This window comes from Promicromonospora sp. NPDC023805, from assembly GCF_040639635.1.
GTDB lineage: Bacteria > Actinomycetota > Actinomycetes > Actinomycetales > Cellulomonadaceae > Promicromonospora.
Genome location: NZ_JBFAAH010000005.1, coordinates 56,282 through 80,083 on the forward strand (window position 1 = coordinate 56,282; position 23,802 = coordinate 80,083).

Below are 23,802 nucleotides of genomic sequence, written 5' to 3' on the forward strand. Positions count from 1 at the left end.
TGAGTAGAGTGCGCGCGTGCGTCACGTCCTGGCCCTGGTGGGCAGTCGAGGAGATGTCCAGCCGGCCCTCGCGGTAGGCCTGGAGCTGCGTCGTCGCGGGCACGAGGTGGTCACGGGCGTCGCGCCCAACCTCGTGCCGCTCGCCGAACGCCTGGGCCTGGACCCGGTGCCGCTCGGTATCGACTCGGCGGCCCTGCTGGGCTCCGACCTGGTGCGGCGCGACATGCGCTCGCCCCACCCCGTGCGGCGCGTGCGGGCGCTGCGCGCCGTCGCGGCGGCGGGCTGGGACGAGCTGCGCACCGGCCTGCTGGCCCTGCTGGACGACGTCGGCAGCGCCGACACGGTGGTGACCGGCCTGCTCGGCCAGGAGGTCGCGGCCGCCGTCGCCGAGCGGCGCGGGCTCGGCATGGCCGCCCTGCACTACTGCCCGGTCCGGGCCAACCGGGTCGTGTCGCCCGTGAGCGGGCTGCACGGGCCGGGTGCCACGCGGGCCGCCTGGGCGCTCGGGGAGCGGGTGCGCTGGGACCTGACCCGGCGCGCCGAGAACGACCAGCGCGGCGAGCTCGGCCTCGGCAGGGCCCGCGTGCACCTGCCCACCCGGCTGCGCGACGCCGGAGTCGTGGAGGTCCAGGCGTACGACCCGGCGCTCGTCCCCGGCCTGGCGGACGAGTGGGGTCCGCGCCGTCCGCTGACCGGCTTCCTGGCGTTGGACGACGACGCCCGCGCCCGCCTCGGGGAGGCCGGTTCCGGTGCCGGTCTCGAGGAGGTCCTCGCGGCCTGGCTGGACGACGGCGACCCGCCCGTCTACGTCGGGTTCGGCTCGATGCCCGTGGCGGACCCGCCCGCGCTGCTCGCCGCCGTCGACGCCGCGTGCGCGGAGCTCGGGGTGCGGGCGCTGGTCAGCGCCGGCTGGAACGACTTCTCGGCGGCCGACGGCGTCCCCGGTCCCGGCGTGGACGAGAAGCGGGTGCACGTGGTCGGCGCCGTCGACCACGCGGCGGTGCTGCCCCGCTGCCGCGCGGCGGTGCACCACGGCGGTGCGGGCACGACCGGTGCGGTGCTGCGGGCGGGGCTGCCCGCCGTCGTCGGCTGGTACTCGGCCGACCAGCCCATGTGGGGCGACGTGCTGCGAGGTGCCGGGGTCGGCGTGGCCCGCCGCGCGAGCACGCTCACGCAGCCCGGGGTGATCGCCGGGGCCCTCGCCGAGGTGCTCGACGACACCACCGCTGCCCGGGCGGTCGCGCTCGGCTCGCGGCTCGTGCCCGCCGACCGGGCGGTCGCCGCGGCCGCCGACGCGATCTCTGGCGCGGTCTCTGGCGCGACCTCCGGCGCGATCTCCGGCTGATCCTGCGTAGCGGCGCACCGTCACCACGGCTCCGCCGGGATCTGCCAGACCTCCGCCTCGGCCAGCACGAGGTCGCGCAGCGTGTCGGCGTCGGCCACGCGGTCGGGGTCCAGGCCGGCGACGCTGAGCACCGTCGCGTGACCCGCCGTCGTGCAGAAGGCGACCAGCCCACCGCCGGCGGCCCGCAGCTCGGCCGCGGTGGCCCCCTGGTAGTGCGACAGCGTGGCCACCGCACGGACCGCGCCGCCGGGCGCCTGCGTGTAGCCCTCGGGCGGCGTGCCGAGGTTGGACGCCAGCGCGGCGGCGACGGGCGGCTGCGGCAGCTTGCTCACGACGGTGTCGGGCAGCATCTGCACCAGCTCGAGCGGTACCGGCGACACACCCGGCTCCGCCCGGCCGACGGCGGTGTACGCCTCCTTGGTCGCCGCCCGCACCCAGCCGAGGTCGCGCGTGGCGAGCACGTCGGCCGGGATGGTGACCCGGGCGATCTTGGTGGAGTTCGCGCGCGGGTCGTCGTCGCCCCGGGTGGACACCGGTAGCGCGACGGGCACCGGCTCGCCCGGGAACCGGCCAGAGGCGTGCACCAGGCGGGCGAGGAACGCGACGAACCACGTGTTGGGCGTCCCGCCGTGCTCGGCGGCGACCTGGGCCACCCGGTCGGCCGGGAGCTCGAGATGCAGCACGGGGGCCCGCCAGCGATCTCCGACCTCGGAGTTCTCGACAGGCTCGACCAGCGGGGTCTCAGGGGTCCGGGCTGCTTCGATCAGCGGGGTGGCGGGCGGAGTTCGGCGTCCGCGTGCGGACTGCCGCGCCCTCGCCTGCGCCCACCGCGCGACGGCCGCTGCCTGCGCGGCGGCGTCGGCGGCGTCCGCGAGCAGCGCCCGGGTCCCGCGCTCCGGCGCCGGGACGACTATCGGGTCCGCACGCGTCGAGGCGCGCACCAGGGCGTCGATCAGCGCGGCGCCGTCCGCGACGGCATGCGCACAGGTCAGGGACACGATGCCGCCGACAACGGAGGCACCGTCGTCCGCACCCGCCCCAGTCGGAGGGTCCGCCACCACGTCCGCGGCCGCGAGCCGCCAGGACCGGCCGCTGGCCGGGTCGAGGGGCAGGTCGGCCTGTGCCTGCGCCCAGGTTCCGACGGCGCTCGCGGCGACGGCCGCCGTCTGCAGGTCGAGCACGGGCAGCGTGCCCGCGGGCGCCCACCGGTGCCGGGCGCCGGGCACCCGAGCGCGCACCACCCGGCGGTGCAGGGACCCGGCGGCGAGCCCCTCGGCCAGCTCGCGCAGGCGGTCCGCGTCGTACGGGCCGTCGAGCCGCCACAGCACCTGGTTGACGGCGGGACTGGCTTCGCCGTCGTGCCGGCGCAGGAACATGTCGTCGGCAAACTGCAGCCGTAGTGCGGACGCCTGGTTCGGCACGCTCGTCCTCCGTTCGGGCGGGTCCCGCTCCCGGGTGACCCGTCATAGTTCGGGTGAACCTTACCCATGAGGCTGACTTTCACCCGCTATATCCGGTATAACTGTCGCCGCAAGGGGACCGCGGAACTCGTCCGACGTCGTGCTGGCCGTGCCCACCTGACGATCTAGGGATCCGCACGCATGGAATACACCGAGCTTTCGGCCTACGACCTGCCGGCCGGGACCGTGACGTCCTGGACGCCGCGCGCCGACGCCGGCCGCTGGCTGCAGGACCCCAGAGAGCTGTCCCCGGGGCACGAGGCACACCTGCGCGACTCCGAGCCGGGTTCGTGGATCGGGTCCGTGCTGCGGGTGCCCGGCCCGTACGAGGCAGAGCCCCTGCGCCGCGCGATCCACGCGTGGATGAGCCGCCACGAGGTGCTCCGGACCACCGTCACGCGCGACGCCGGCCACGGCTGGCGCCGGGTGACCGCCCCCGCGGAGGCCGTCGCGATCCGGGACCTGGTGGTCGGCGACCTGACCACCGACCAGGTGACCGCGCTGCTGCCGAGCCTGCTCGCCGACGTCTCGCCGACCGCCTGGCCGCACTGCGTCCTGGCGAGCGTCGTCCCGGCAGCCCCGGACCCAGGCTCAGATTCAGACCCAGATTCAGACCCAGAGCCGGAGCGCACCGACCACTTCGTGCTCGCGTTCGGCGCCGACCACTCGGTGATGGACGCGTACTCCCAGCTCCTGTGGTTCGAGGAGATCGTCTCCCTGTACGACGCCGCCCGCCAGGGTGTGCCCGACGCCGACCTGCGCGCCCTCGAGGTCGGCTCCCACCTCGACTTCTCCGCCGAGGACCGCAAGCTCGCCATGACGCTGGCCGCCGACGGCGAGCCGGTGCGCCGCTGGCTCGACTTCCTCGGCCCCGGGGCGACCTTTCCGCACTTCGGCACGGGCATCACCCGTCCGGCCGTCGACGCCGCCGAGGCGGCCCGCCCGCAGGCGTCCCGGTCGTACTGGCTCGCCACCGCGGACCAGACCGACGACCTGAGCGCCCGCAGCCGCGCCCGCGGCGCCTCCGCCCAGTCCGGTGTGCTCGCCGCGTTCGCGCAGGCCGCGCGGCGGGTGCACGGGCCCGACCGGTTGCGGTTCGTCCTGCCGATGCACACCCGCTACGCGCCGCAGCACGCGGCCGCCGTCGGCTGGTACGTCGGCCTGTGCCCGGTTGACCTCGACCTCGCGGGTGTGGACCCGGTGCTGCGTACGGTGGCCGCGGGCCAGGGCGAGCCGACCCCCGTCATCGACGGCGACGCGCTGACCGCGACCATCGAGCGCGTGTACGCGGCGGTCTCCGCGGGCAAACCCCTGGTGCGGTACTCGTTCGCGCGCATCGCCGAGCTGGGCGGCATCACCGACGGCCCGCACTTCGCCGTGTCGTACGTCGACACCCGCTTCGTGCCGGGCGCCGAACGCTGGAGCACCTGGGAGGCAAGGACCCTGCGCAGCCCGGCGTACGGCACCGACGAGCTCTACCTCTGGTTCCTGCGCACCCACGACGGGCTCAACGTCTCCACCCGGTACCCGGACACCCCCGAGGCGCACGCCGCGATGGACGCACTGGTCGCGGAACTTCGTGGTTGTTTCAAGGCATTCGGTACGGAGAACATGCGGGAGGCGGTCGCATGATCCTCGGCGCGATGGGCACGTGGACCACGAGGCCCGGACAGGTGCTGCACGTGCGGCCGACGGCGGAGGCGCGCGCCGCCGCGGCGTCGGCCCCGGTGGACCCCGGACCGCCGTCGTTCCTCCAGGGTGACCACCTGCGCGCCTACGCGGCGCGCCGGGCGTCCGGCGGCCGGCACCGTGCCTGGACCGGCACGGCCTCCCACCTGGACGGTGTGTTCGACGGCGCGGCGCTGGCCCGCGCGCTGACCCGGCTGGTCCGGCGGCACGAAGGCCTGCGCACCTGGTTCGACGTCGATGCCTGCACCGCCGGCGGTTCGCCCGTGCGACACCTGGTACCCGCGGACGCCGTCGCCTTCGAGCCGGTGGCGGTGCCCGCGTTCTCGCCGCGGCCGGGCGGCTCGTGGGACGACTGGGTGACCACGCACCTCACCGAGACGTTCGACGCCGCCTGCCGCCCCGACTCCTGGGCGCCGTTCGCCCTCGGGGCCGTGGTCACCGACGACGGGTTCGGCCTGTTCTGGGGGTGCGACCACGCGTTCACCGACGGGGCGTCACAGCTCATGGTGCTCAGCGAGCTCGAGGAGCTGTACGCGGAGGAGCTGAACCCGTCCAGCTGGTCGAGCCTGCCGAGACCCGAACCCGACACCGCGGGCTCCTTCCTCGCCCACACCGAGGCCGAGCACGCTCTCGCCGCCGCGACCCCCGCGGACGCCCCGGAGATCCAGGCCTGGGCCGACGCCGTGACCGCGCACTACGGTCGCCTGCCCAGCTTCGCGCTGGACCTCGGCCTGCCACCCGGCGAGACCGCCCCGGTGCGGATCCGTTCAGCGACCCTGCTCGACGCCGACGGCCTCGCCCGCCTGGACGAGCTCGTCGCCGCCCACGGAGCCCGCTTCACCGGTGCGGTGTTCGCGGGTATCGCGCTCACCGACGCCCGGCTCACCGGCGCGACCGACTGGTTCGGCGTCACGGTGGTCGGCACACGCGGGCCCGGGTTCGAGACCACGCAGGGCTGGCTGTGCAACTTCGCTCCGGTCACCTTTCCAGTGGCCGACGACGGCGTCCCGGCGTCCTTCGCCGCCGTCCTGCCCGCAGCGGACGCGGCGTTCCGGCAGGCCAGGAAGGTGGCGAACGTCCCGGTGCACGCCGCGCTCGGCGTCATGCTGGCCGACTGCGTGCTCGATCCCGCCTCGCTCGGCAGCCCACAGCTGATCAGCTACCTGGACCTGCGCCGGTTCCCGGGCGCCGGCCGCCCGGCCTACGACAACGGCCTGCACTTCACGGGGGAGGGCCGAACCGCCAACGCGTCCCTGTGGGTGAACCGGGACCACGAGCGGCTGTATCTCGTCACGCAGAGTCCGGACGCGCCGGCGGCGCAGTCCGCAGTCGACCGGTACATCGCCGAGCTGACGGCCACGTTCGAGGCGGCGGTCAGCGGGGGTGCGCCGGTCGGCGCGCTGGCGGAGGTCGACGACGTAACCCGGGACGAGCGCCTGGAGGCGACCGGTGCGGGTCGTATCGGCTGACCTCTGGGAGCCGGCGCCCGGCCGGGTGCTCACCTGGGACGTCACGCCGGGTGCCGGCCTGGTGCCCGAACCCGCGCCGATCACCTTCAACCAGCGCAACCATCTGCTCGGCACGTCACACGGCGAGCCGAGCGTGTGGATCACCGCCGCGTTCGACGTCGAAGGCCCCGTCGACGTCGGCGCGCTGGAGGAAGCCTTCCGGGACATCGTCGCCAGGCACCCCGGGCTCCAGGTGGAGGCGGTCCACCGGCCTCCCGAGCAGGCCTGCGGCGTCGGCCTGGTGCGGCACGATCCCGGCACCCTCGTCTGGCAGCGGGCCGACGGACCGGTCACCCGCACCGTCGCGGCGACCAGGGAGCACCTGGTGGCAGAGCTCGGCCGACGATGCGCGCCGTTCGGCTACCCGGCCTTCCTGCCTGCCGTGATCAGCCGCCCTGACCGGTCCACCATCGTGCTCGGTATGGATCACCTGCACACCGACGCGTGGTCCACCACCGTCGTCATCGACGAGCTGGCGGCTGCCTACGCGGAACACGCCCGGCACGCGGCGGCGCCGGTCCCCGTTCTGGCCGGTGCGGTCACGGCGGGCGTCGCGACCGGAGCCGCGGCCCGCCCGATGGTCGTAGTTCGCCCGACGGCGGCAGCGGCGTCGGTCCTGCCTGCAGCCGGCCCGGCGTACGTCGGCGTCGACGATCCGCGGCTCGCGACCTGGCACGGTTTCCTCCGCGAACGCGGCTGGGCGCTGCCCACCTTCCCGCTCCCGCTCGGCGTACCCGACGGCGAGCGGGCACCGCAGCGCACAGTGGTCCGCTCCCTGGCCGGCCCCGAGACGGCAGACGCCGTCGCACGGCGCGCCGCAGGGGCTGGTGCGTCGACGTCGGCCGCCGTGCTGGCCACCTTCGCCCGGGCCGTTCATGACCTCGGCGGCCCCACCGTGCTGGAGACGCTCCTGCCGGTGCATACCCGCGCCGACGAGACTGCCCATCGGGCCGTCGGCTGGCACACGACGACGGTGCCGCTGCGTATCGAGGTGGACGCCCCCGTGCTCGCCGGGGGCTCGGCCGGAGCGCGGGCCGACATCTTCACGGACATCGTCACCGACACAGCGATCGCCGCCACCGGCAAGGCGCTGCGGGCCGCGCGGGAGCTGTCCGCGGTGCCGCTCGAACAGCTCGTCGAGACGTTGCCGCACCCGCTGCGGTTCCCGCGGCGAGACATCTTCCAGGTGTCCTACCTGGACTACCGCCGGCTCCCCGGCCATGCGACGGCCGCCGAACGGCGGGCGCACCACGTCTCGGCGGCGACCCTGGCCGACGACCTGCAGGTCTGGGTGTCCCGCACCGACGACGGCCTGGCGGTCCGCGCGCGCATGCCGCGTACCGACGTCGCGGTGGAGACGATCGACGCCCTGCTGGACCACTGGGCTGAGCGCCTCACGGAACTGGCCGTGGGCTGAGTCGACGCCCGCCGCGAAATCGACTCCAACACAGTGCATGCTGTCGTCGGCGTGTCGCGTGCATCGTGTAGGGGTCGTTCTGGGGTCCCGGACGAGCGTAGGGGTGGTCGCACTCTCAGAGCTGAGAGTGCGACCACCCCTACGTTCGCCTGATCCAGAGCGACCAGGCCTACGGTCGGCAGCGGCGGTCAGGCTCCCGCGGGGACCCGTCGGGCCGCGTCCGCGGCGGTGAGCTCCGCGGCGTCGTAGTCCGCGCCGCCGTCGAGGCTCGGCATCATCGAGGTGAGCTGCGGCTTCCACTCGGCGTACCGCTCGGGGAAGCAGCGCTCGAGCAGCCCGGTCATGGCGGCGACGGCGGTCGAGGCGCCCGGGGACGCGCCGAGCAGGCCGGCGATGGTGCCGTCCTTGGCCGCGACGACCTCGGTGCCGAACTCCAGCACGCCACCCTTGCCCTTGACCCACTTCATCACCTGGACGCGCTGGCCGGCGGTGATCTGCTCCCAGTCGCCCGGCTGCGCGGTCGGCATGAAGCGCTGCAGCTCGTGGAACTTGGTCTCCGGAGCGGCGACGACCTGGCCGACCAGGTAGGCGGTGAGGTCCATGTTCTTCGCGGCGACGCCGAGCATCGTGCCGATGTTGTGCAGGCGCAGCGACGTGATCAGGCCGAGGTACTTGCCCTTCTTCAGGTAGTTCGGGCTGAACCCCGCGTACGGGCCGAACATCAGGTAGCTCTTGCCGTCCACGATGCGCGTGTCCAGGTGGGGCACGGACATCGGCGGGGCGCCGACGTCGGCCTTGCCGTACACCTTGGCCTGGTGCTGGGACACGATGGCCGGGTTGTCCGTGCGCAGGAACTCGCCCGAGATCGGGAAGCCGCCGTAACCGCGCGCCTCCTTGATGCCGGAGGCCTGCAGCAGCGGCAGCGCGCCACCGCCCGCGCCGACGAACACGAACTTCGCCCGGACGGTACGACGGCGGGTGCCCGCGTTCCAGGAACGGTCGTGCAGGTTCAGGCGCCAGCGCCCGTCCCGCAGCTTCTTCAGGCCCCGGACCTCGTGGTTCAGGTGCAGCTCTGTGTTGTGCGCCGTGGCGAACTCGACGAGCTTCTTGGTCAGCGACCCGAAGTCGACGTCGGTCCCCTCCGCGGCGCGCGTGGCCGCGATCGGCTCGTCGGCGTCGCGGTCCTGGGTCATCAGCGGCGTCCACTGTCCGATGACCTCGGGGTCCGAGCTGAACTCCATGTCGCTGAACAGCGGGTGCACGCTGAGCGCCTCGTAGCGGCGGCGCAGGAAGTCGACGTTCTCGGCGCCGCGCACGAACGTCATGTGGGGCGTGACGTTGATGAAGTCGGTGCCCTCCATCAGGCCGGCGGTCAGGAGGTGGTTCCAGAACTCGCGGGAGGTGTGGAACTGCTCGTTGATCTTCACCGCCTTGGAGATGTCGACGGAGCCGTCCTTGCGCTCCGGCGTGTAGTTCAGCTCGCAGAGTGCGGCGTGGCCGGTACCCGCGTTGTTCCACGGGTTCGACGACTCGAGCGCCACCTCGTCCAGGCGCTCGTAGATTCCGATACGCCAGGTCGGCTCGAGGATCGTGAGCAGCGCGCCGAGGGTGGCGCTCATGATCCCTCCGCCGATCAGCGCGACATCAACCTCTTCAGAGGGACGCGGGGCTGTCTGGAGATAAGAAGTCACGTGAAGAACGATAGCGGGCTTGTGAAAAGTTGAACGAGCGCTGTGGCGTGAATCACGTGCTGCGATCCGTGACCTCCCTCACGCTCGCAGCGCTCGCCGCCGCACCTCCCGCTCAGCGGGCAGGGACCGCGGACGGCCACGGCCCCAGCTCGGGCAGCTCACCCGGCAGGGGGGTCGCCGGCACGCGCCCGGCGAGCCACGCCGTGACGTCCCGCGGGTCGCCGGCGATGTCGTCGACGGCGACGCCGTCGGGCAGCCGTACCGCCAGGAACTCGCGCAGGTGGGCGCACAGGGCGTCGTCCCACGTCTCGTACCCGACCTCCTGCGACGTGCCCGTCAGGGCGTCCACCGAGTGGATCCGCACCTCGCGCCACCAGGCGAGCACGCAGCCCGAGAGGGGTCCGCCGCGATACCCGCTGGGGGCGGCCCAGAGCGGCGACCCGGGCTCGGGCCAGGCGCTCGCCAGGTCGTCGCGCAGGGCGCCGAGGACCGCCAGGTGCTCGGCCACCGTGCGGCCCGAGCCTGCCTCGATCCCGGCGTTGCGGGCCTCCTGGCTCGCGTAGACGGGGACCACCTCGCCGTTTTCGGCGGCCTGCGCCTGACCGCGCAGCGCAGTGCCCAGCGCCGCGATATGGGACAGCACGTGCCCGCGCGTCCAGCCCTCAAGGGTCGACGGCGCGGCAAGGTCCGCATCGGTCAGGTGCCCGACGGCGGAGATCAGCGTGCCGAGGCCCGCGTCGGAGTCGGCAAGGGCGTGCGAGACGGTGCTGGTGCTGCTCACTGTGTTGCCTTCTGTGCTGCTCACGGTGGGGCTCCTTCGTCGGGCGGCGTCATGGGGTGCGTGCGGAGGGACAGGTCAGGGCCAGAGCAGGCCGCGGTTCCAGCCGTCGGCCTGGGCCCGGTACAGCAGGCGGGTGTGCGGGCCGTCGTCGGGCGCCTGCCAGAACTCGACCTCCGTCGGCGCGAGGACGTACGCGGTCCAGTCCGGGGCAGCCAGCTCGGTGTCGGCGGTGACCGCGCCGAGCGCCTCCTCGAAGGCCCGCACGTACTCCTCCCTGGATCCCAGCGGCTCGCTCTGCCGGTTGACGAGCCCGGCGGCGCGCGAGGCGTCGGGCCGCGCGAGGAAGTCCGCGCGGCTCGCCTCCACGCCCGCCGATGCCGCGCTGCCCGTCACCTTGACCTGGCGGCCCAGCTCGGGCCAGAAGAACGTCAGCGCCGCATGCGGGTTGGCCGCCAGGTCGCGCCCCTTGGGACCCGACGACTGCGACGCGAACCACCAGCCGTCCGCCGTCACGTCCTTGAGCGCAACGGTCCGCGCATGCACCCGCCCCGACGGCTCGGCCGTCGAGAGCGTCATGGCATGCGCCGCGAGCAGGTCCGCCGCTATCGCCTCGTCCATCCAGGTGACGAACAGCTCGTGCGGCGTGGGCGGCGCGGCATCCGGGTCGAAGGCCGGGAGCCCGGGCCGGGCGAACGTGGGCAGGGCGCGCAGGCGCTCGCGGAAGGTCACGTGTTCTCCTCTGGGGTCAGCTGGTTGGTCAGCAGGCCGACGAAGCCGCGCACCGCTGCGGTCAGCGCTTCCGGGTCCTGCGTGGCGCGGGCCAGGACGTAGCCGCCCTGGATGATCGCGAGGGCGGCGTGCGCGCGGTCGCGCGCGACGTCGTCGGGCAGCCCGGTCTCGCGGAAGATCGTGGTGAGGGCGCCGAGCAGGCGCGCGAAGTAGGCGGCGAGCACGTCGTGCAGACCGTCGTCGTCCATCACTGCCTGGTCGGCGGTGAGGCGGCCGACCCGGCAGCCCGCCAGGGCGTCGCGCGGCCGCTCGAGGTAGGCGACGAGCCGCTGGATCGCTGGGGAGTCGCTGCCCAGCGTCGTCATCGCCCGGGCGAGGAGCTGATCGACGGTCGCGCCGACGGCCGCCACGGCGAGGTCGTGCTTGGTGGGGAAGTGGTGGTAGAGGCTGCCCTGCCCGACGCCGGAGGCCGCCAGCACCGCGCGGGGGCTCGTCGGCCCGACCCCCTGGACGGCGAAGAGATCCTGCGCGGCGTCGATGAGGCGGTCACGTGCGGTCGGCGTGCTCATCGCCGCACCATACCTACCTCCAGGTATGGTGCGCAACCAACAAGGCCTTGAACGCCCAGGTCACGTGTGTCGGCCGGGCGCCTTGCAGGGGTGGTTCAGAACAGGCTGATGACGCCCAGCACGCCGACCGCCAGCGCGAGCGCGAGCGAGACCGCGATCAGGACGCTGTGCACGGTGAGGAACTTCGTCGCCCGCCCGTCGGCGTCCCGCGACCGGGGGTCGGCGGCGATGCGCTGCCAGAACCGCGGCCAGATGACCAGGTTCCACACGCCGGTAGCAATAAGTACGACGGACCACCCAACAGAAATTTCCACGGCCCCAGTATGAGCCTGGCGGGTATCAGAAGTAGTCGCGGACGTGGAGCTGGCGGTGGGGGAGCAGGGCGGTAAGGGTTGTGTCGTGGTCAGGGGCGCCAGTGAGGTGGCCCGCCAGCCGCAGGTTCGCCGCGGACTGCGCGCCCGCGTACAGCAGCGCCAGCCCGTTCGGGCTGAGCACTGGCCGCTCGTGGTGCGCGTCCTCGACCGCGAGGGTGTCCCGCTCGACGTGCGTGACGCCGTCGGACACCGTGAGCGTCCACGCGCCGTCGAGATCCCGCGCACCGCGGACCGCGAACGGGACGCGCGCGCCCTCCAGCGGCGAGCGGAGGCCGCCCAGCGCCCCGGCCACGTCCAGGATCCGCAGCATGTAGGGATGGGCCGAGTGCACCGTAGAGGTCAGGTCGGGCAGCACCAGCCAGGCGGGATCCAGGCCCGACGTCGAGACCCGCGCCGTGCCGACCACCGTCGAGAAGCTGCCGATGGTGCGCCACAGGGCGCGGGCGGCGTCGGGCGTCAGGGCGATGAGGTCGTCGACCTCCATGAGGGCGGTGGCGGGCGTGTAGCCCTCGCCGCGGATCCAGCTCGCGAAGCCGATCACCTCGCCCGCCGTCGTGTCGATCGCGAGGGTGACGCCCGTGTAGTCGGCGAAGAACTTCTCCGGCGGGGTCCAGAACGGCTTCTCCGCGCGCGACACCGGCCCGTTCTGGGCGGCGGCCCACCGGTGGTGGACGGCGACTATCGCGTCGAAGTCGGCGATACCCGCCCGGCGCGTGACGACGCCTTCGGGCGCCGCCAGGCGGTTCAGGTTCAGCAGGGGGACGTCGACGTCGTCGAACGAGCCGACCACCTCGTAGCCGAGCCTGCGGTAGATGCCTGGCGCCGAGGGGTAGAGCGTCGAGATCACCTCGCCGTGCTCCCGCGCCTGCCCGAGGGTGGCATCGAAGAGGCGGCCGAGGTGGCCGGATCCGCGTCGCTCCGGCTCGACGGCCACCCCTGCGACGCCCGCCGTCGGCACCCGCGCGCCGTGGAACCACGACGTGAACCCGTAGACCCGCAGGCGTGCGGCGAGGCCGTCGTCGTCGAACGCGCCCCACTCGCGGAAGCCGGCGGCCTCCCACTCCTCGCGCGTCGGGACCGGGCGGCCGTCGTTCGGCGCGCCGAACGCCTCTCCGCCGAGGCGGGTGTAGTCCGGCTGGTCGGCGTACTCGACGGGGCGCACGGTGAGGCTCATGGAGGCGACCTTAGGCAACTGGCGCTCGGGCATCCATCGGAATACCAGGTTGAGCTCCGGGCGGTCAGTCGCCGAATCAGTCGCCGAAGTAGGTGACGAGCTCCTCCGCGGGGTGCGGCCGGAACAGCGGGGTGCGCGTCACCTCGAGCGGTTCCGGCGTGAGCAGCCCTGGCAGCTCCGCGTCGGCTCGGCGGTCGCCGGGGGCGGAGCCGTCGTCGGGCACGAGGTCGCGCTGGAAGAGCACCGCGTCGTGCCACTGGCCGAGCTTCCAGCCGATCTTCTCGAACGAGCCCGCGCGGGTGAAGCCCGCCGCCTCGTGCAGCGCGATGGCCGGGTCGTTCGGCAGCACGATGCTCGCGATGGCGCGGTGGTACCCGCGGCGCGCGAGCCGCGCGAGGAGCGTGCCGTAGAGGGCGCGGCCGACGCCCTGCCGCTGGTGGTCGGCGGCGACGTACACGTTGGTCTCCAGCGTCCACCGGAACGTCGGGCGGTCCGCGAACGGCCTGGCGTACGCGAAGCCGGCCACTACGCCGTCCGCCTCGAGCACGAGCCAGGTCTCGCGGCCGAAGAACCGCTCGATCCGGCGTGTCATCTCGCGGGAGTCCGGCGGGCTGGTCTCGAAGGTCGCCGCCGAGTCGGCGACGAACGGGGCGTAGATGGCGGCGCAGGCTGCGGCGTCGTCTGGAGTCGCGACGCGGACGATGCTGTCCATGGACGGATCCTGCCGTGAACAGGCCCGATGCGATGATCGCAGCGTGGGCTTGACGACGGTGGGTCGAGCGGGTAGATCAGGTGGGCTCGCCCGACGGCGGAGCGCCTTCGAGGCCGGGCGCGAGGTTCTTCTGCAGCCGCATCACGTCGTGCCAGCGGCCGTGCTTCCAGCCGATCTCGCGGAGCGTGCCCACCACCTCGAAACCTAGCGCGACGTGCAGCCCGAGGCTTGCCTCGTTCGGGAGGGCCAGGCCCGCGACCAGGCGGCGGTACCCGCGTTCGGCGAGCCGCTCGAAGAGGGCCTCGTAGAGCGCCCGGCCCGCGCCCGTGCGGCGGCGGCCGGGTTCCAGGTAGACGCTGGTCTCGACCGACCAGCGGTAGGCCTCGCGCGGCGAATACGGCGCGCCGTAGGCGAAGCCGACGACGTCCTGTCCGCCCGCTGCTGTTGCGCCCGGGGCCTCCGCGCCCGGGGCCTGCGCGACGAGCCACGCGTGGCGGTCCGTGCAGCCTGCGATGCGCCGCGCCATCTCCTCGGTGCTCGGCGGCTCGGACTCGAAGCTGACGTGGGTGTCGCGCACGTAGTGGCCGTAGATGTCCGCGCAGGCCGCCGCGTCGTCGGGTGTGGCGGGTCGGATCGTCAGGTCCATGTCCCGATCGTGCCCGACATCCGGCCGCGTGCGAAGCCGTGTCCGGGAGGCCGGGGCCGATGTCGGTGGCTGGGCATAGCGTGTGGCTCGTGACCACGCTCCAGAGACGGGTGCTCCTCGTCGCGATCCTCGGCTCGTTCGTGTCGTTCCTCGACGGCACGGTCGTGAGCGTCGCGCTGCCCGCCATCGCGGAGGAGCTCGGCGGTGCGGGTATGGATGGACTGGCCCTGCAGCAGTGGGTGGTCGACGCGTACCTGGTGACCCTCGGCGCGCTGATGCTCGTCGCCGGCTCGGTGTCCGACGTCTACGGGCGACGCCGGGTGCTGGCGGCCGGGCTCGTGGGGTTCGCCGTCGCCTCGGTGCTGTGCGCTCTCGCCCCTACCGGCCCTGTCCTCGTGATCGCCCGCGCGCTGCAGGGCGTGGCGGGTGCCCTGCTGGTCCCGAGCTCGCTGGCCCTGATCGTCGCGACGTTCGGTGGCGAGGCGCAGGCCCGTGCGATCGGCCGGTGGACGTCGTGGACGACCGCCGCGATGATCGTCGGCCCGTTCGTCGGCGGCATGCTCGTCGACCTCGCGTCCTGGCGCTGGGTGTTCTGGATCAACGTGCCCGTCATCGCCCTGACGCTCTGGCTGCTGCGCGGGGTGCCCGCAGGGGAGGGCGAACCCGGCCGGCGGGTGGACGTCCCGGGGGCCGCGCTGGCCGCGTTCGGCCTCGCGGGCGTGGTGTTCGGGCTGATCGAGGGGGAGCGGCTCGGGTGGACCTCGCCGGTGATCCTGGTGTCCGTCCTCGCGGGTGCGGTGATGCTGGTGTCGTTCGTGCTCTACCAGCGGCGGGCCGCGGACCCGATGCTGCCGCTGCGCCTGTTCGAGGCGCGCAACTTCGCGTGGGGCAACCTCGCCACCTTCGCGATCTACGGCGCGTTCTCGCTGGGCGGGTTCGTGCTGACGCTGTTCCTGCAGCAGGTCGCCGGGTACTCCGCGACGTGGTCCGGCGTCGCGCAGCTGCCGACCACGCTCGCGATGATCCTGCTGTCGGCCTGGTTCGGCACGCTCGCCGGCCGGTACGGGCCGCGGCTGTTCATGACGCTGGGCCCGGTCGTCGCGGCGGTCGGGTTCCTCCTGATGCTCTCGATGGACGAGACCGCGTTCTACCCGACCCAGGTGCTGCCCGGCCAGCTCGTGTTCGGCCTCGGTCTCTCGATCACGGTGGCGCCCCTGACGGCTGCCATCCTCGGCGCGGTCCCGGCCCACGACGCCGGCATCGGCTCCGCGGTGAACAACGCGGTCTCGCGGGTCGCCGGGCTGCTCACCGTGGCGTTCGCGGGCATCATCACCGGCGGTGTGCTCGACGTCGCCTCGTTCCACCGGACACTCCTGGTGACCGCGGCCCTGCTCGTGGTCGGCGGGCTGCTCTCCCTGACGGGGATCCGGAACACACATGGGGCAGATCCGAACCAGGCACTGGTCAAACCGACTTAGGTGTGCCTAACCTCAGCGCATGGCATTCAAGGGGCGCAAAGCGGTCGATCCGCACGTCGTGATGGCTGAGGTCGTCAACACCAAGCAGATCACGCCGAACATGATGCGCGTGACGCTCGGCGGTGACGAGCTCGCCCAGCTCACACCGGCGGGCTACGACCAGTGGTTCCGCCTCTTCCTGCCCCGCGTGGGACAGGACATGCTGCGCCTGCCCAAGCGCACCTCGGGGCTCTGGTACGCGGAGTACCTCACCACCCCGAAGGCCCAGCGCCCCTGGGTACGCAACTACACAGTCCGCGCCGCTCGGCCCGACCTGAACGAGATAGACGTCGACTTCGTGCTGCACGCCGCGGAGGACGAGACGCCGGGCGACCCCGAGCACGCCGCGGGTCCGGGGGCCGGCTTCGCCCAGGCCGCCGACCAGGGGATGCGAGTCGGCATCCTGGATCAGGGCATCACCTTCGACGCGAGCCACCCGCACGGCTGGACGCTCCTGGTGACCGACGAGTCCGGGCTGCCCGCCGTCGCGGGCATCTGCGAGTCGCTCCCCGACGACACCCGCGGCACCGCCGTCATCGAGGTCCCCACCGCTGGGGACAAGCAGGAGTTCCGGGCGCCGTCCGGCGTCGAGATCCGCTGGGTGGTGCGGTCCGACGCGCACGCCGTCCCGGGCCAGGCCGCGCTCGCGGAGCTGCACGAGCTCGAGCTGGCCGGGCCGGCCACCGACGTGTACGCGTTCACCGTCGGCGAGTCGTCGCTGGCGACCGGCGCGCGGCGGCACCTGGTCAACGAGCGCGGCGTGCCCAAGGCGCAGGTCGACTTCGTGGGCTACTGGCGGCACGGCCGCTCGTCCCCGGGCTGAGCGGAAGGGTGGTCGGCAGAACGTCAGGTAGTCGGCATTCCGAGGTGCCGACCATCTGACGTTCTGCCGACCATCTCCATCACCAGCTCGGCGCGTGAGGGTGACCACAGGGCGGGGTGAGGGAGACCTGTGCACAGGCGGTGTTTGCGGGGGCGGCTCTGGGCGACAGTCGGTGCATGAACGAGACCGAGATACTCCTCGCGCGGGAGCACGACCGCGAGTCGCTGCGCCGGGCGCTCCGGGACAACAAGATCGAGAAGATACGTCGAGGCGCCTATCGCGACAGGCGGACCTCGACGGGCGACCGGTACCGGGACGCGACCGAGCGTGCGGTCGCCCGAATCGTCGCCGTCGGTACCCAGCTTCGTCACGCCTGCGTGAGCCACGAGTCGGCCGCCTTGCTGCACGGGCTTCGCCTGTGGCAGCTGCCGCAACGCGTACACGTCATACAGGACTATCGAGCGTCCTCGGCGTCCGCCCGAGACATCGCGCGACATCGCCTGACCCTCGGTGCGCACGAGCGGACCGAGGTCGGCGGCCTTGCGGTGACGAGCCTGGAACGTACCGTTGCGGACTGCTGTGTCTCGCTGCACCCGTTGCTCGCGCTCGTCATCGTGGACCATGCGCTCGCGCTGGGGCTGGACCTCGGGGTTGTCCGCAAGCTGGTCGGAGGTATGCGTGACGTGCGCGGTCGCCGTCGTGCACTCCTGGTGCTCGAACTGGCGGACAGCGGCGCCGAGTCTGCATGGGAGACCTGGCTGCGATATCTGGTGCTGCGAGCGGGCCTTCCGCGCCCGGTCACCCAGCTTCGGGTGAGTACGCCTCACGGTGAGTTTCGCGCTGACCTGGGTTGGACGCCGTTTCGGCTGCTGGCCGAGTTCGACGGCCGCGCGAAGTACGTCCCGGGGGCGCTCGGCCCCGGGCACGACGCCCACCGCGCGCTCTTCGACGAGAAGCGTCGCGAGGATTACCTCCGGGAGGAACGCTGGGGGGTGGTGCGCGTGACGTCCTCGGACGGCGCCGGCCCTGCCCTTGCCCGGGTGCTCCGCCACGTCCCGGACGAGGTGCGCGCGTCGTTACGCCCGATCCGGCTGCTCCCGCCGCCGCCGAGCCCTTCGAGCAGTCGGCAGAACGTCAGGTAGTCGGCATTCCGAGGTACCGACCACCTGACGTTCTGCCGACCACATGAGCCGTGCCCGCGCGGAATAGGGTTGGCGAGGCGGGAGGGGTGTGTCAGGGTCCCGGCGTGGCTTCCTTCATCTCGCACCTCACCGTGGACTGCTCCGACGCCTACTCGCTGTCCCAGTGGTGGAAACCGGTGCTCGGGTACCAGGACGTACCCGGCGACCCGAACCTGCCGGGCCACGACGAGTGCATGATCGTCGACCCCGCAGGCAAGGGGGTGCCCGTCCTGTTCATCGAGGTACCGGAGGGCAAGTCGGCCAAGAACCGGCTCCACCTCGACCTGCGCCCCCGGGCGGACCTGCGGGACACCGAGATCGAGCGGCTCATCGCGCACGGCGCCACGGTGCTGGGTGACCATCGCGGGAAGTACGGCCCCGGCACCGGCTGGGTGACGCTCGCCGACCCAGAGGGCAACGAGTTCTGCGTGCTCCGCTCCGAGGCCGAGGCCGAGGCCGAGACCGAGACCGAGGCCGAGACCGCTGCCCAACCGGCCCCGACCGAGGCCGCCGACGCGTGAGCGCCTGGGAGATCCGGCCCGAGCGGCCCGAGGACTTCGCGGCGATCCGGAAGGTACTGGTCGCCGCGTTCGGCGAGGACAGGGTCGCCGACGGCGTGGACCGGGTCCGCGAGTCCTGGATCTACCGGCCGGCGCTCGCGCTGGTCGCGGTGTCCGACGGCGAGGTGGTCGGCCACGTGATGATCGACGGCTGCACGGTCACGAACGGCGCCGGTGAACGCACGGTGGCGATGCTCACGCCCCTCGCCGTCAGCCCCGAGCACCAGCGCCGGGGCATAGGTGCCGCACTGGTGCGGGCCGCCCTCGCCGGCGCGGAGGCCGCGGGCGAGCCGTACGTCGTGCTCGAGGGCAGCCCGAAGTACTACGGCGCGCTCGGCTTCCTCCCGGCCCGCGACCACGGGATCACCATGCACCTGCCGGACTGGGCCCCGCCCGAGGCGGCCCAGGTCTACCTGCTGCCGGCATACGACGGAAAGGATCCCGGGCTGCGGGGCGTCATCGGCTATCCGCCGGTGTTCGACTGATCTCCGACCACCCCGCACCCGGTTCGTCCGCCCGCTGACCCCGCGCCCGGCGTCAGACCCGGACGACCACCTTGCCGCGCGTGTGGCCCGTCTCGCTGGCCCGGTGCGCGTCCGCGGCGTCGGCCAGGTCGAAGACCTGAGCGATCTCCACGGTCAGCTTGCCGGCGTCGAAGAGTGCGGTGAGGGCGTCGAGGTCCGCCGCGGACGGGCGCACCCAGACGTAGTGCCCGCCGTGCTCGGTACGCGCGGTGGGGTCGGCGATCGACGCGACAGTGCCGCCGTCGGCCAGGAGCTCGGCGCTCGCGGCCACCGCCCCGCCGCCGACGAAGTCGAGGACGACGTCGACACCGTCGGGCGCGATGGCGCGGACCCGGTCGACGAGGCCGTCGCCGTAGGTGACGGGCTCGGCGCCAAGCTTGCGCAGGAACTCGTGGTTCGCCTCGCTCGCGGTACCGATGACGTGTGCGCCCAGCGCCTTGAGGAGCTGCACGGCGAACGCGCCGACTCCGCCGGCCGCGGCGTGCACCAGCACCGTCTGCCCCTCGGTGACCCCCGCACGCTGGATCGCCTCGTACGCGGTGAGGCCGGCGAGCGGCACCGCTGCCGCCTCCTCGAAGCTCAGCGACGCAGGCTTACGGGCCAGCGTGCGCACGGGCGCCGCGACGAGCTCGGCGAACGTGCCGCCCTGCACGGTGTCCTTGCGCACGTAGCCGTACACCTCGTCGCCCACCTGGAACTCGGGGGTGTCCAGGCCCACCTGCTCGACGACGCCAGCGACGTCCCAGCCCGGGACCGCCGGGAACACCGTGTCGATCAGACCCTCCAGGTAGCCCTGGCGGATCTTCCAGTCGACCGGGTTCACCGACGCTGCCTTCACCCGGACGAGCAGGGTGTCGGGGCCGATGTGCGGGTCGGGCTGGTCGGTGAGCTCGAGGACGTCGGCACTGCCGAACTTCGAATACGTGATGGCTCGCATGCCAGCGACAACCCACCCGACGGACGCGCCTATTCCGCGCCCGCCGGATGGGCTTCCGCACACGGGCCGGTCGCTCAGTGGAGCGGCAGGCGTGTTACCCAGTACTCGGTGTCGTCCTCGGGTGTCGTGGTGAACCGGGCGTTCGGGAGGTACAGCGCACCCGCGAAGCGGGCGATGGTGGTGGGCGTGTCGAAGTCGTCGCTGGTGCGGGTCTGCACCACCCGGCCCTCCGACGCCGTCCGGTCGAGCCGCAGCGTCGCCACCCGGTTGCGGGTGTTCTGCGCCACGTAGAGCGTGCGACCGGTCCGGAGCATGCCGTCGCCGTTGGTGAGCCGCGCGTCGCCGAGGTCCACCCGGTCGGCATGCCCGTTGTCCGGGTCGACCCGGAACAGGTCGCCGGTCGTCGAGTTCACGACGAGCAGGTTCCTGCCGTCGGGCGCGGTGGTGATGCCGTTGGCGTTGAACCCGTCGACCTGCTCCCAGTCGCCGTGCAGGGCCAGCTCGTCGTGCGTGTCCGTGAGCCGGCCGTGCGGCCCGAGGTGCAGCCGGTGGACGACGGCACGCTGCGAGTCGGTGAAGTACGCGTAGTCGCGCGTCACGACGACGTCGTTCACGAAGCCGCCGCCGAAGTCGTACGTCGCGAGGACCTCGCCCGAGCGCCCGTCGACGACACGCGCGCCGCCTCCCGGGCCACCCGCGACGAACAGGCGACCGCGGGCATCCACGGTGAGCCCCACCGACGCCGTGCCGGGACCCTGGCTGATCACCTCGCCCTCACCGGTCAGGAGATCGGCGCGGTAGATGTCGCCGTCGGCGAGCGAGCCGAACCAGGCGACCGGGCCCGCCGTCGTGATCCCCTCCGGCTGGAAGCCGTCGGGCAGCTCTATGCGGTCCGGGAGCTCGATCTGGGGGAAGGGGTCGCGCAGGCCGTGGGCGAGCTGCGGCGCGAGCTGTCGTGCGGTGGAGTCGCTGGGGGCGGCTCCGGGTGCGGCGACCGCTGTCGCCGGGACGGCCGCGAGCGTGATCGCGGCAAGGATGGCCGCAGGGGCGGCCAGACGCTTGGGGTAGCTGAACATCCATGTCCTCCGTCCGTCGCGCAACACGGTACGTCGGCAGCCCGCCGATGAATAGGAATGTTCAGTAAAAGTGTGCCAAGCGCGTGCCGCCTCACGCCTGCCCTGGCAGCTCCGCGACCACCTCGTCCGGCGACTTGTCCGGCCGCCAGCCGCGCCACACGGAGTGCCGCATCCGCCGCTCGCCCGACGCGCCGTCGCTGCCCTCCACCCAGTCGGCGTACGTCACCTCACCCACCAGTCGGGGCGTCACCCAGCGCGCGTCCGACGCGTCCTCCTTCGGCACGCCGGACGCGCCAGGCGTCTTGCGCTCCATCCCTCGCAGCTGGGCGGTGATCTCCCGGCGCTCGCGTTCGGTGAAGCCTGTCCCTACACGGCCGACGTAGCGCAGGCTGTCGCCGTCGGTGCCCTGCTCGGGGACCGCCATGAGCAGCGAGCCCATCACCGAGGCGTTCGCCCGGCCCGGGCGCCAGCCCACGATGACCACCTCCTGCATGGCGCTGTGCTTGAGCTTGAGCCACTCCCGCGAGCGCCGTTCCGCATAGGTGGAGGTGCGGCGCTTGGCGACCACTCCCTCCAGCCGCAGGGTGCGGGAGGTGCGCATGGCGGCGTCGAGGTCGCCCTCGAACACGGGCGGGAGGTGGATGGGGGCGTGCGGGGTGACGAGGGACTCGAGCAGCTCGCGCCGTTCGGTCCAGGGCTCGCGGGTCACGTCGTCGCCGTCGGCCTGAAGGACGTCGAAGAGCATGAGGTCGACCTGGACGCGGGCCCGGGCGCGTGCGACGTCGCCCTCCTTGCGGAGGTTGGCGCGTTGCTGGAGGCGACGGAAGTCGGGGCGGCCGTCCCGGTCGAGGGCGACGATCTCGCCGTCGAGCACCACGGGCAGCCGGGACGGGTCGACCTGGCCCGCGAGCGCCGCGAGCTCGGGGAAGGTGACCGTGAGGTCCTGGCCGGAGCGGCTGACGAGGCGCACCGTCTCAGGGTCCTGGACGTGGGCGAGGGTGCGGAACCCGTCCCACTTCATCTCGAACATCCAGTCGTCGGGTTCGGTGAGCTCGCCGGGTGCGGCGTTGGTGGCGAGCATGGGCCGCCGCGCCTTCTCGCCCTTGCTCGGTGGGGTGCTGGACTTCTGCGCCGTCCGGCCCGTGGGGGAGGGCCGGGATCCAGCACTCGACGGGGCGGGGGAGCCTGGCTGGGACTTCGTCAGGTGGATGAGCCAGTTGTTCTCGGCGTCGCCGTCGCGGCCGCCGGTGCGGATCAGGGCCAGCCGCCGGGCGCCGCGCTCGGCGGAACGGAGGGTGACGATCACCTCGTCGTCGCGCCACTTCTCTAGCTCGTAGGTGCCCGAGTCCCAGATGGTGACCTCCCCGGCCCCGTACTCGCCGCCGGGGATCGTGCCCTCGAAGGAGCCGTACTCCAGGGGATGGTCCTCGGTCTGCACGGCGAGGTGGTTCTTGGCGGGGTCGGTGGGTTCGCCGCGGGGGAGCGCCCAGCTGACGAGGACGCCGTCGTGCTCGAGGCGGAAGTCCCAGTGCAGACGGCGGGCGTGGTGCTCCTGGATGACGAAGGTGGGCGCATCGACCGGCGAGGCGGGCTCGGCCGCCGAGTCGCCCGGCCCGAACGGCTCCGGCGTCTTCGCGGGGTCCCGCTTGGCCCGGTAGGTCCCCAGCTTCTCGAAGGTGGCCAGGCGCTCCGGCGTCGGCTCCAGCGCCGAGAGGTGACCTTCGAGGAGGGGTGCGAGGAGGTCGCCGTCGGCCTCGATGCGTGCCACCACCTCCTCGGGCGTGAGCTGGGCCAGGTCGGGATCCTCCAGCTCCTCCCAGGTGCGGGGCGCGGCCACCCACGGCTGCTCGCGTCCGCGCAGGGAGTAGGGCGCGATGGTGGTCTTGCTGCCGTTGTTCTGCGACCAGTCGACCAGCACCTTGCCCGACCGCAGCTTCTTGCTCATGTCGCTGACGACGAGGTCCGGGTGCTCGGCCTCGAGGTAGCGCGCGAGCTCGTGCGCGACGGCGGAGACGGCGTCGGAGTCGAGGCGCGTGTCCTGCGCCTTGCCCAGGGCCGCGTACAGGTGGATCCCCTTGGAGCCGGACGTCACCGGGTAGGGCTCCAGGCCCATGCCCTGCAGGATCTCGCGGGCCCAGCGAGCCACCTCCGCGCACTCGGCAAGGCCCGCTCCAGGACCGGGGTCGAGATCGAGCACTAGGCGGTCCGGGTCCAGGCGCGCGCCCGTGCGGCCGAACTGCCACTGCGGGGTGTGCAGCTCGAGGGTCGCGGTCTGGCCCAGCCATGTGAGGGTCGCGAGGTCGTTGACCAGCACGTAGTCGTTCGCGGAGGTCTTGTGCTGGATCGACCGGCGCTTGACCCAGTCGGGGGTCGAGACGTCGAGGTTCTTCTGGAAGAACATCTGCCCGCCGGTGCCGTCGGGCCACCGTTTGCGCGTCGCGGGCCGGTTGGCGGCATGCGGCAGCAGCACCGGCGCGACCTGCGTCAGGTAGTGCAGCACCTCGCCCTTGGTGGTGCCCGACGCCGGGTACATCACCTTGTCGAGGTTGCTCAGACGCAGGCGGTGCCCCTCGACCATGACCGTCTGCTGTGTGGACGCCATCACACCATCGTGCAGCGAGTCGCGTTCCCTTGCCCAGAAGTCGCGGAGGTGACGAGGAGATGACGTCGCCGAGATCACGTCGCAGAGGGTCGTGACGGCGGCGGTTACTCCGTTAGGCTCCGGCGAGTGATTTCGGACAGCCTTGCGATCGACGTGCTGGCACGCCCCCGGGCGACTGCGGGCGACACCTCCTCGATCGCCCGACCCCAGCAGCTCACCGTCTACGGTGCCGAGTGGTGCCGCGACTGCCGCCGCAGCAAGGCGGTGCTCGACGTCCGCCGCGTGAAGTACGTCTACGTGGACCTCGCTGCCCACCCCACCCGCGCGGACGAGGCAGAGGCCCTGACCGGGCGAAAGACCATCCCGGTGCTGGTGTTCCCCGACGGCTCCCAGCTCGTGGAGCCCACCAACGCGGAGCTGTGCGCGAAGCTGGACCGCGCGGGTCTCTGACCGTCGGCCCAGACCGAAACCTGGGCATGAGGTGCGC

At 72.9% G+C, this 23,802-nt stretch carries 22 protein-coding genes; 10 read left to right on the forward strand and 12 right to left on the reverse strand.

Annotated elements, in window-relative coordinates; genetic code table 11:
* Window positions 1–16 precede the first annotated feature (16 nt).
* Window positions 17–1,345, forward strand: a complete 1,329-nt coding sequence (locus AB0F70_RS07550) for a glycosyltransferase (RefSeq protein ID WP_357445556.1) — start codon at window positions 17–19, stop codon at window positions 1,343–1,345.
* A 20-nt stretch (window positions 1,346–1,365) separates the two neighbouring features.
* Here AB0F70_RS07550 and AB0F70_RS07555 read toward each other — a convergent pair whose 3' ends face one another.
* A complete protein-coding gene (locus AB0F70_RS07555; RefSeq protein WP_357445559.1) occupies window positions 1,366–2,766 on the reverse strand; it encodes a hypothetical protein in 1,401 nt (466 codons plus the stop codon).
* Window positions 2,767–2,946: 180 nt separating this feature from the next.
* Here AB0F70_RS07555 and AB0F70_RS07560 point away from each other — a divergent pair, with 180 nt between their 5' ends.
* From AB0F70_RS07560 to AB0F70_RS07570, 3 genes are read left to right on the forward strand one after another with little or no spacing between them, the layout of a single operon-like run.
* Window positions 2,947–4,437, forward strand: a complete 1,491-nt coding sequence (locus AB0F70_RS07560) for a hypothetical protein (RefSeq protein WP_357445562.1) — start codon at window positions 2,947–2,949, stop codon at window positions 4,435–4,437.
* Window positions 4,434–5,963: a condensation domain-containing protein gene (locus tag AB0F70_RS07565; protein ID WP_357445565.1), complete on the forward strand. Its 1,530-nt coding sequence runs from the start codon at window positions 4,434–4,436 to the stop codon at window positions 5,961–5,963. Before AB0F70_RS07560 ends, AB0F70_RS07565 begins: the two co-directional genes overlap by 4 nt.
* Window positions 5,944–7,419: a hypothetical protein gene (locus AB0F70_RS07570; protein WP_357445567.1), complete on the forward strand. Its 1,476-nt coding sequence runs from the start codon at window positions 5,944–5,946 to the stop codon at window positions 7,417–7,419. The genes AB0F70_RS07565 and AB0F70_RS07570 overlap by 20 nt, the downstream gene beginning before the upstream one ends.
* A gap of 188 nt (window positions 7,420–7,607) precedes the next feature.
* Here AB0F70_RS07570 and mqo read toward each other — a convergent pair whose 3' ends face one another.
* The 8 genes from mqo to AB0F70_RS07610 form a co-directional block, all read right to left on the reverse strand.
* Window positions 7,608–9,110 carry a malate dehydrogenase (quinone) gene (mqo, locus tag AB0F70_RS07575; RefSeq protein ID WP_357445570.1) on the reverse strand — a complete coding sequence of 501 codons (1,503 nt, stop codon included), beginning with the start codon at window positions 9,108–9,110 and terminating at the stop codon, window positions 7,608–7,610.
* A gap of 112 nt (window positions 9,111–9,222) precedes the next feature.
* A complete protein-coding gene (locus AB0F70_RS07580; RefSeq protein ID WP_357445573.1) occupies window positions 9,223–9,915 on the reverse strand; it encodes a maleylpyruvate isomerase family mycothiol-dependent enzyme in 693 nt (230 codons plus the stop codon).
* A 51-nt stretch (window positions 9,916–9,966) separates the two neighbouring features.
* The gene (locus AB0F70_RS07585; protein WP_357445576.1) at window positions 9,967–10,620 is read right to left on the reverse strand and encodes a pyridoxal 5'-phosphate synthase; all 654 of its coding nucleotides are present in this window, start codon (window positions 10,618–10,620) and stop codon (window positions 9,967–9,969) included.
* Window positions 10,617–11,189, reverse strand: coding sequence for a TetR/AcrR family transcriptional regulator (locus AB0F70_RS07590; RefSeq protein ID WP_357445580.1), 573 nt, complete (start codon window positions 11,187–11,189; stop codon window positions 10,617–10,619). Before AB0F70_RS07590 ends, AB0F70_RS07585 begins: the two co-directional genes overlap by 4 nt.
* A gap of 95 nt (window positions 11,190–11,284) precedes the next feature.
* Window positions 11,285–11,503 (reverse strand): hypothetical protein, encoded by a 219-nt coding sequence (locus tag AB0F70_RS07595; RefSeq protein WP_357445583.1) that lies wholly within the window; start codon window positions 11,501–11,503, stop codon window positions 11,285–11,287.
* Window positions 11,504–11,528: 25 nt separating this feature from the next.
* Window positions 11,529–12,737: a GNAT family N-acetyltransferase gene (locus tag AB0F70_RS07600; protein ID WP_357445586.1), complete on the reverse strand. Its 1,209-nt coding sequence runs from the start codon at window positions 12,735–12,737 to the stop codon at window positions 11,529–11,531.
* 76 nt (window positions 12,738–12,813) lie between these two features.
* On the reverse strand, window positions 12,814–13,449 hold the full coding sequence (locus AB0F70_RS07605; RefSeq protein ID WP_357445589.1) for an N-acetyltransferase family protein: 636 nt from the start codon (window positions 13,447–13,449) through the stop codon (window positions 12,814–12,816).
* A 76-nt stretch (window positions 13,450–13,525) separates the two neighbouring features.
* On the reverse strand, window positions 13,526–14,095 hold the full coding sequence (locus tag AB0F70_RS07610; RefSeq protein WP_357445592.1) for an N-acetyltransferase family protein: 570 nt from the start codon (window positions 14,093–14,095) through the stop codon (window positions 13,526–13,528).
* A gap of 89 nt (window positions 14,096–14,184) precedes the next feature.
* Here AB0F70_RS07610 and AB0F70_RS07615 point away from each other — a divergent pair, with 89 nt between their 5' ends.
* The 5 genes from AB0F70_RS07615 (at window position 14,185) to AB0F70_RS07635 (ending at window position 18,661) form a co-directional block, all read left to right on the forward strand.
* Window positions 14,185–15,573 carry an MFS transporter gene (locus tag AB0F70_RS07615; RefSeq protein WP_357445595.1) on the forward strand — a complete coding sequence of 463 codons (1,389 nt, stop codon included), beginning with the start codon at window positions 14,185–14,187 and terminating at the stop codon, window positions 15,571–15,573.
* A 19-nt stretch (window positions 15,574–15,592) separates the two neighbouring features.
* Window positions 15,593–16,435, forward strand: coding sequence for a siderophore-interacting protein (locus tag AB0F70_RS07620; protein WP_357445599.1), 843 nt, complete (start codon window positions 15,593–15,595; stop codon window positions 16,433–16,435).
* Window positions 16,436–16,611: 176 nt separating this feature from the next.
* Window positions 16,612–17,577, forward strand: coding sequence for a hypothetical protein (locus AB0F70_RS07625; RefSeq protein WP_357445602.1), 966 nt, complete (start codon window positions 16,612–16,614; stop codon window positions 17,575–17,577).
* Window positions 17,578–17,681: 104 nt separating this feature from the next.
* Window positions 17,682–18,137, forward strand: a complete 456-nt coding sequence (locus tag AB0F70_RS07630) for a VOC family protein (protein ID WP_357445605.1) — start codon at window positions 17,682–17,684, stop codon at window positions 18,135–18,137.
* Window positions 18,134–18,661, forward strand: a complete 528-nt coding sequence (locus AB0F70_RS07635; protein WP_357445608.1) for an N-acetyltransferase — start codon at window positions 18,134–18,136, stop codon at window positions 18,659–18,661. Before AB0F70_RS07630 ends, AB0F70_RS07635 begins: the two co-directional genes overlap by 4 nt.
* A 52-nt stretch (window positions 18,662–18,713) precedes the next feature.
* Here AB0F70_RS07635 and AB0F70_RS07640 read toward each other — a convergent pair whose 3' ends face one another.
* The 3 genes from AB0F70_RS07640 to AB0F70_RS07650 form a co-directional block, all read right to left on the reverse strand.
* On the reverse strand, window positions 18,714–19,637 hold the full coding sequence (locus tag AB0F70_RS07640) for an NADP-dependent oxidoreductase (protein ID WP_357445611.1): 924 nt from the start codon (window positions 19,635–19,637) through the stop codon (window positions 18,714–18,716).
* Between the two features lie 74 nt (window positions 19,638–19,711).
* On the reverse strand, window positions 19,712–20,713 hold the full coding sequence (locus tag AB0F70_RS07645; RefSeq protein ID WP_357445614.1) for a hypothetical protein: 1,002 nt from the start codon (window positions 20,711–20,713) through the stop codon (window positions 19,712–19,714).
* Between the two features lie 91 nt (window positions 20,714–20,804).
* A complete protein-coding gene (locus tag AB0F70_RS07650; protein WP_357445617.1) occupies window positions 20,805–23,315 on the reverse strand; it encodes an ATP-dependent DNA ligase in 2,511 nt (836 codons plus the stop codon).
* A 126-nt stretch (window positions 23,316–23,441) separates the two neighbouring features.
* Here AB0F70_RS07650 and AB0F70_RS07655 point away from each other — a divergent pair, with 126 nt between their 5' ends.
* Window positions 23,442–23,765, forward strand: a complete 324-nt coding sequence (locus tag AB0F70_RS07655; RefSeq protein WP_357445620.1) for a glutaredoxin domain-containing protein — start codon at window positions 23,442–23,444, stop codon at window positions 23,763–23,765.
* Window positions 23,766–23,802 lie beyond the last annotated feature (37 nt).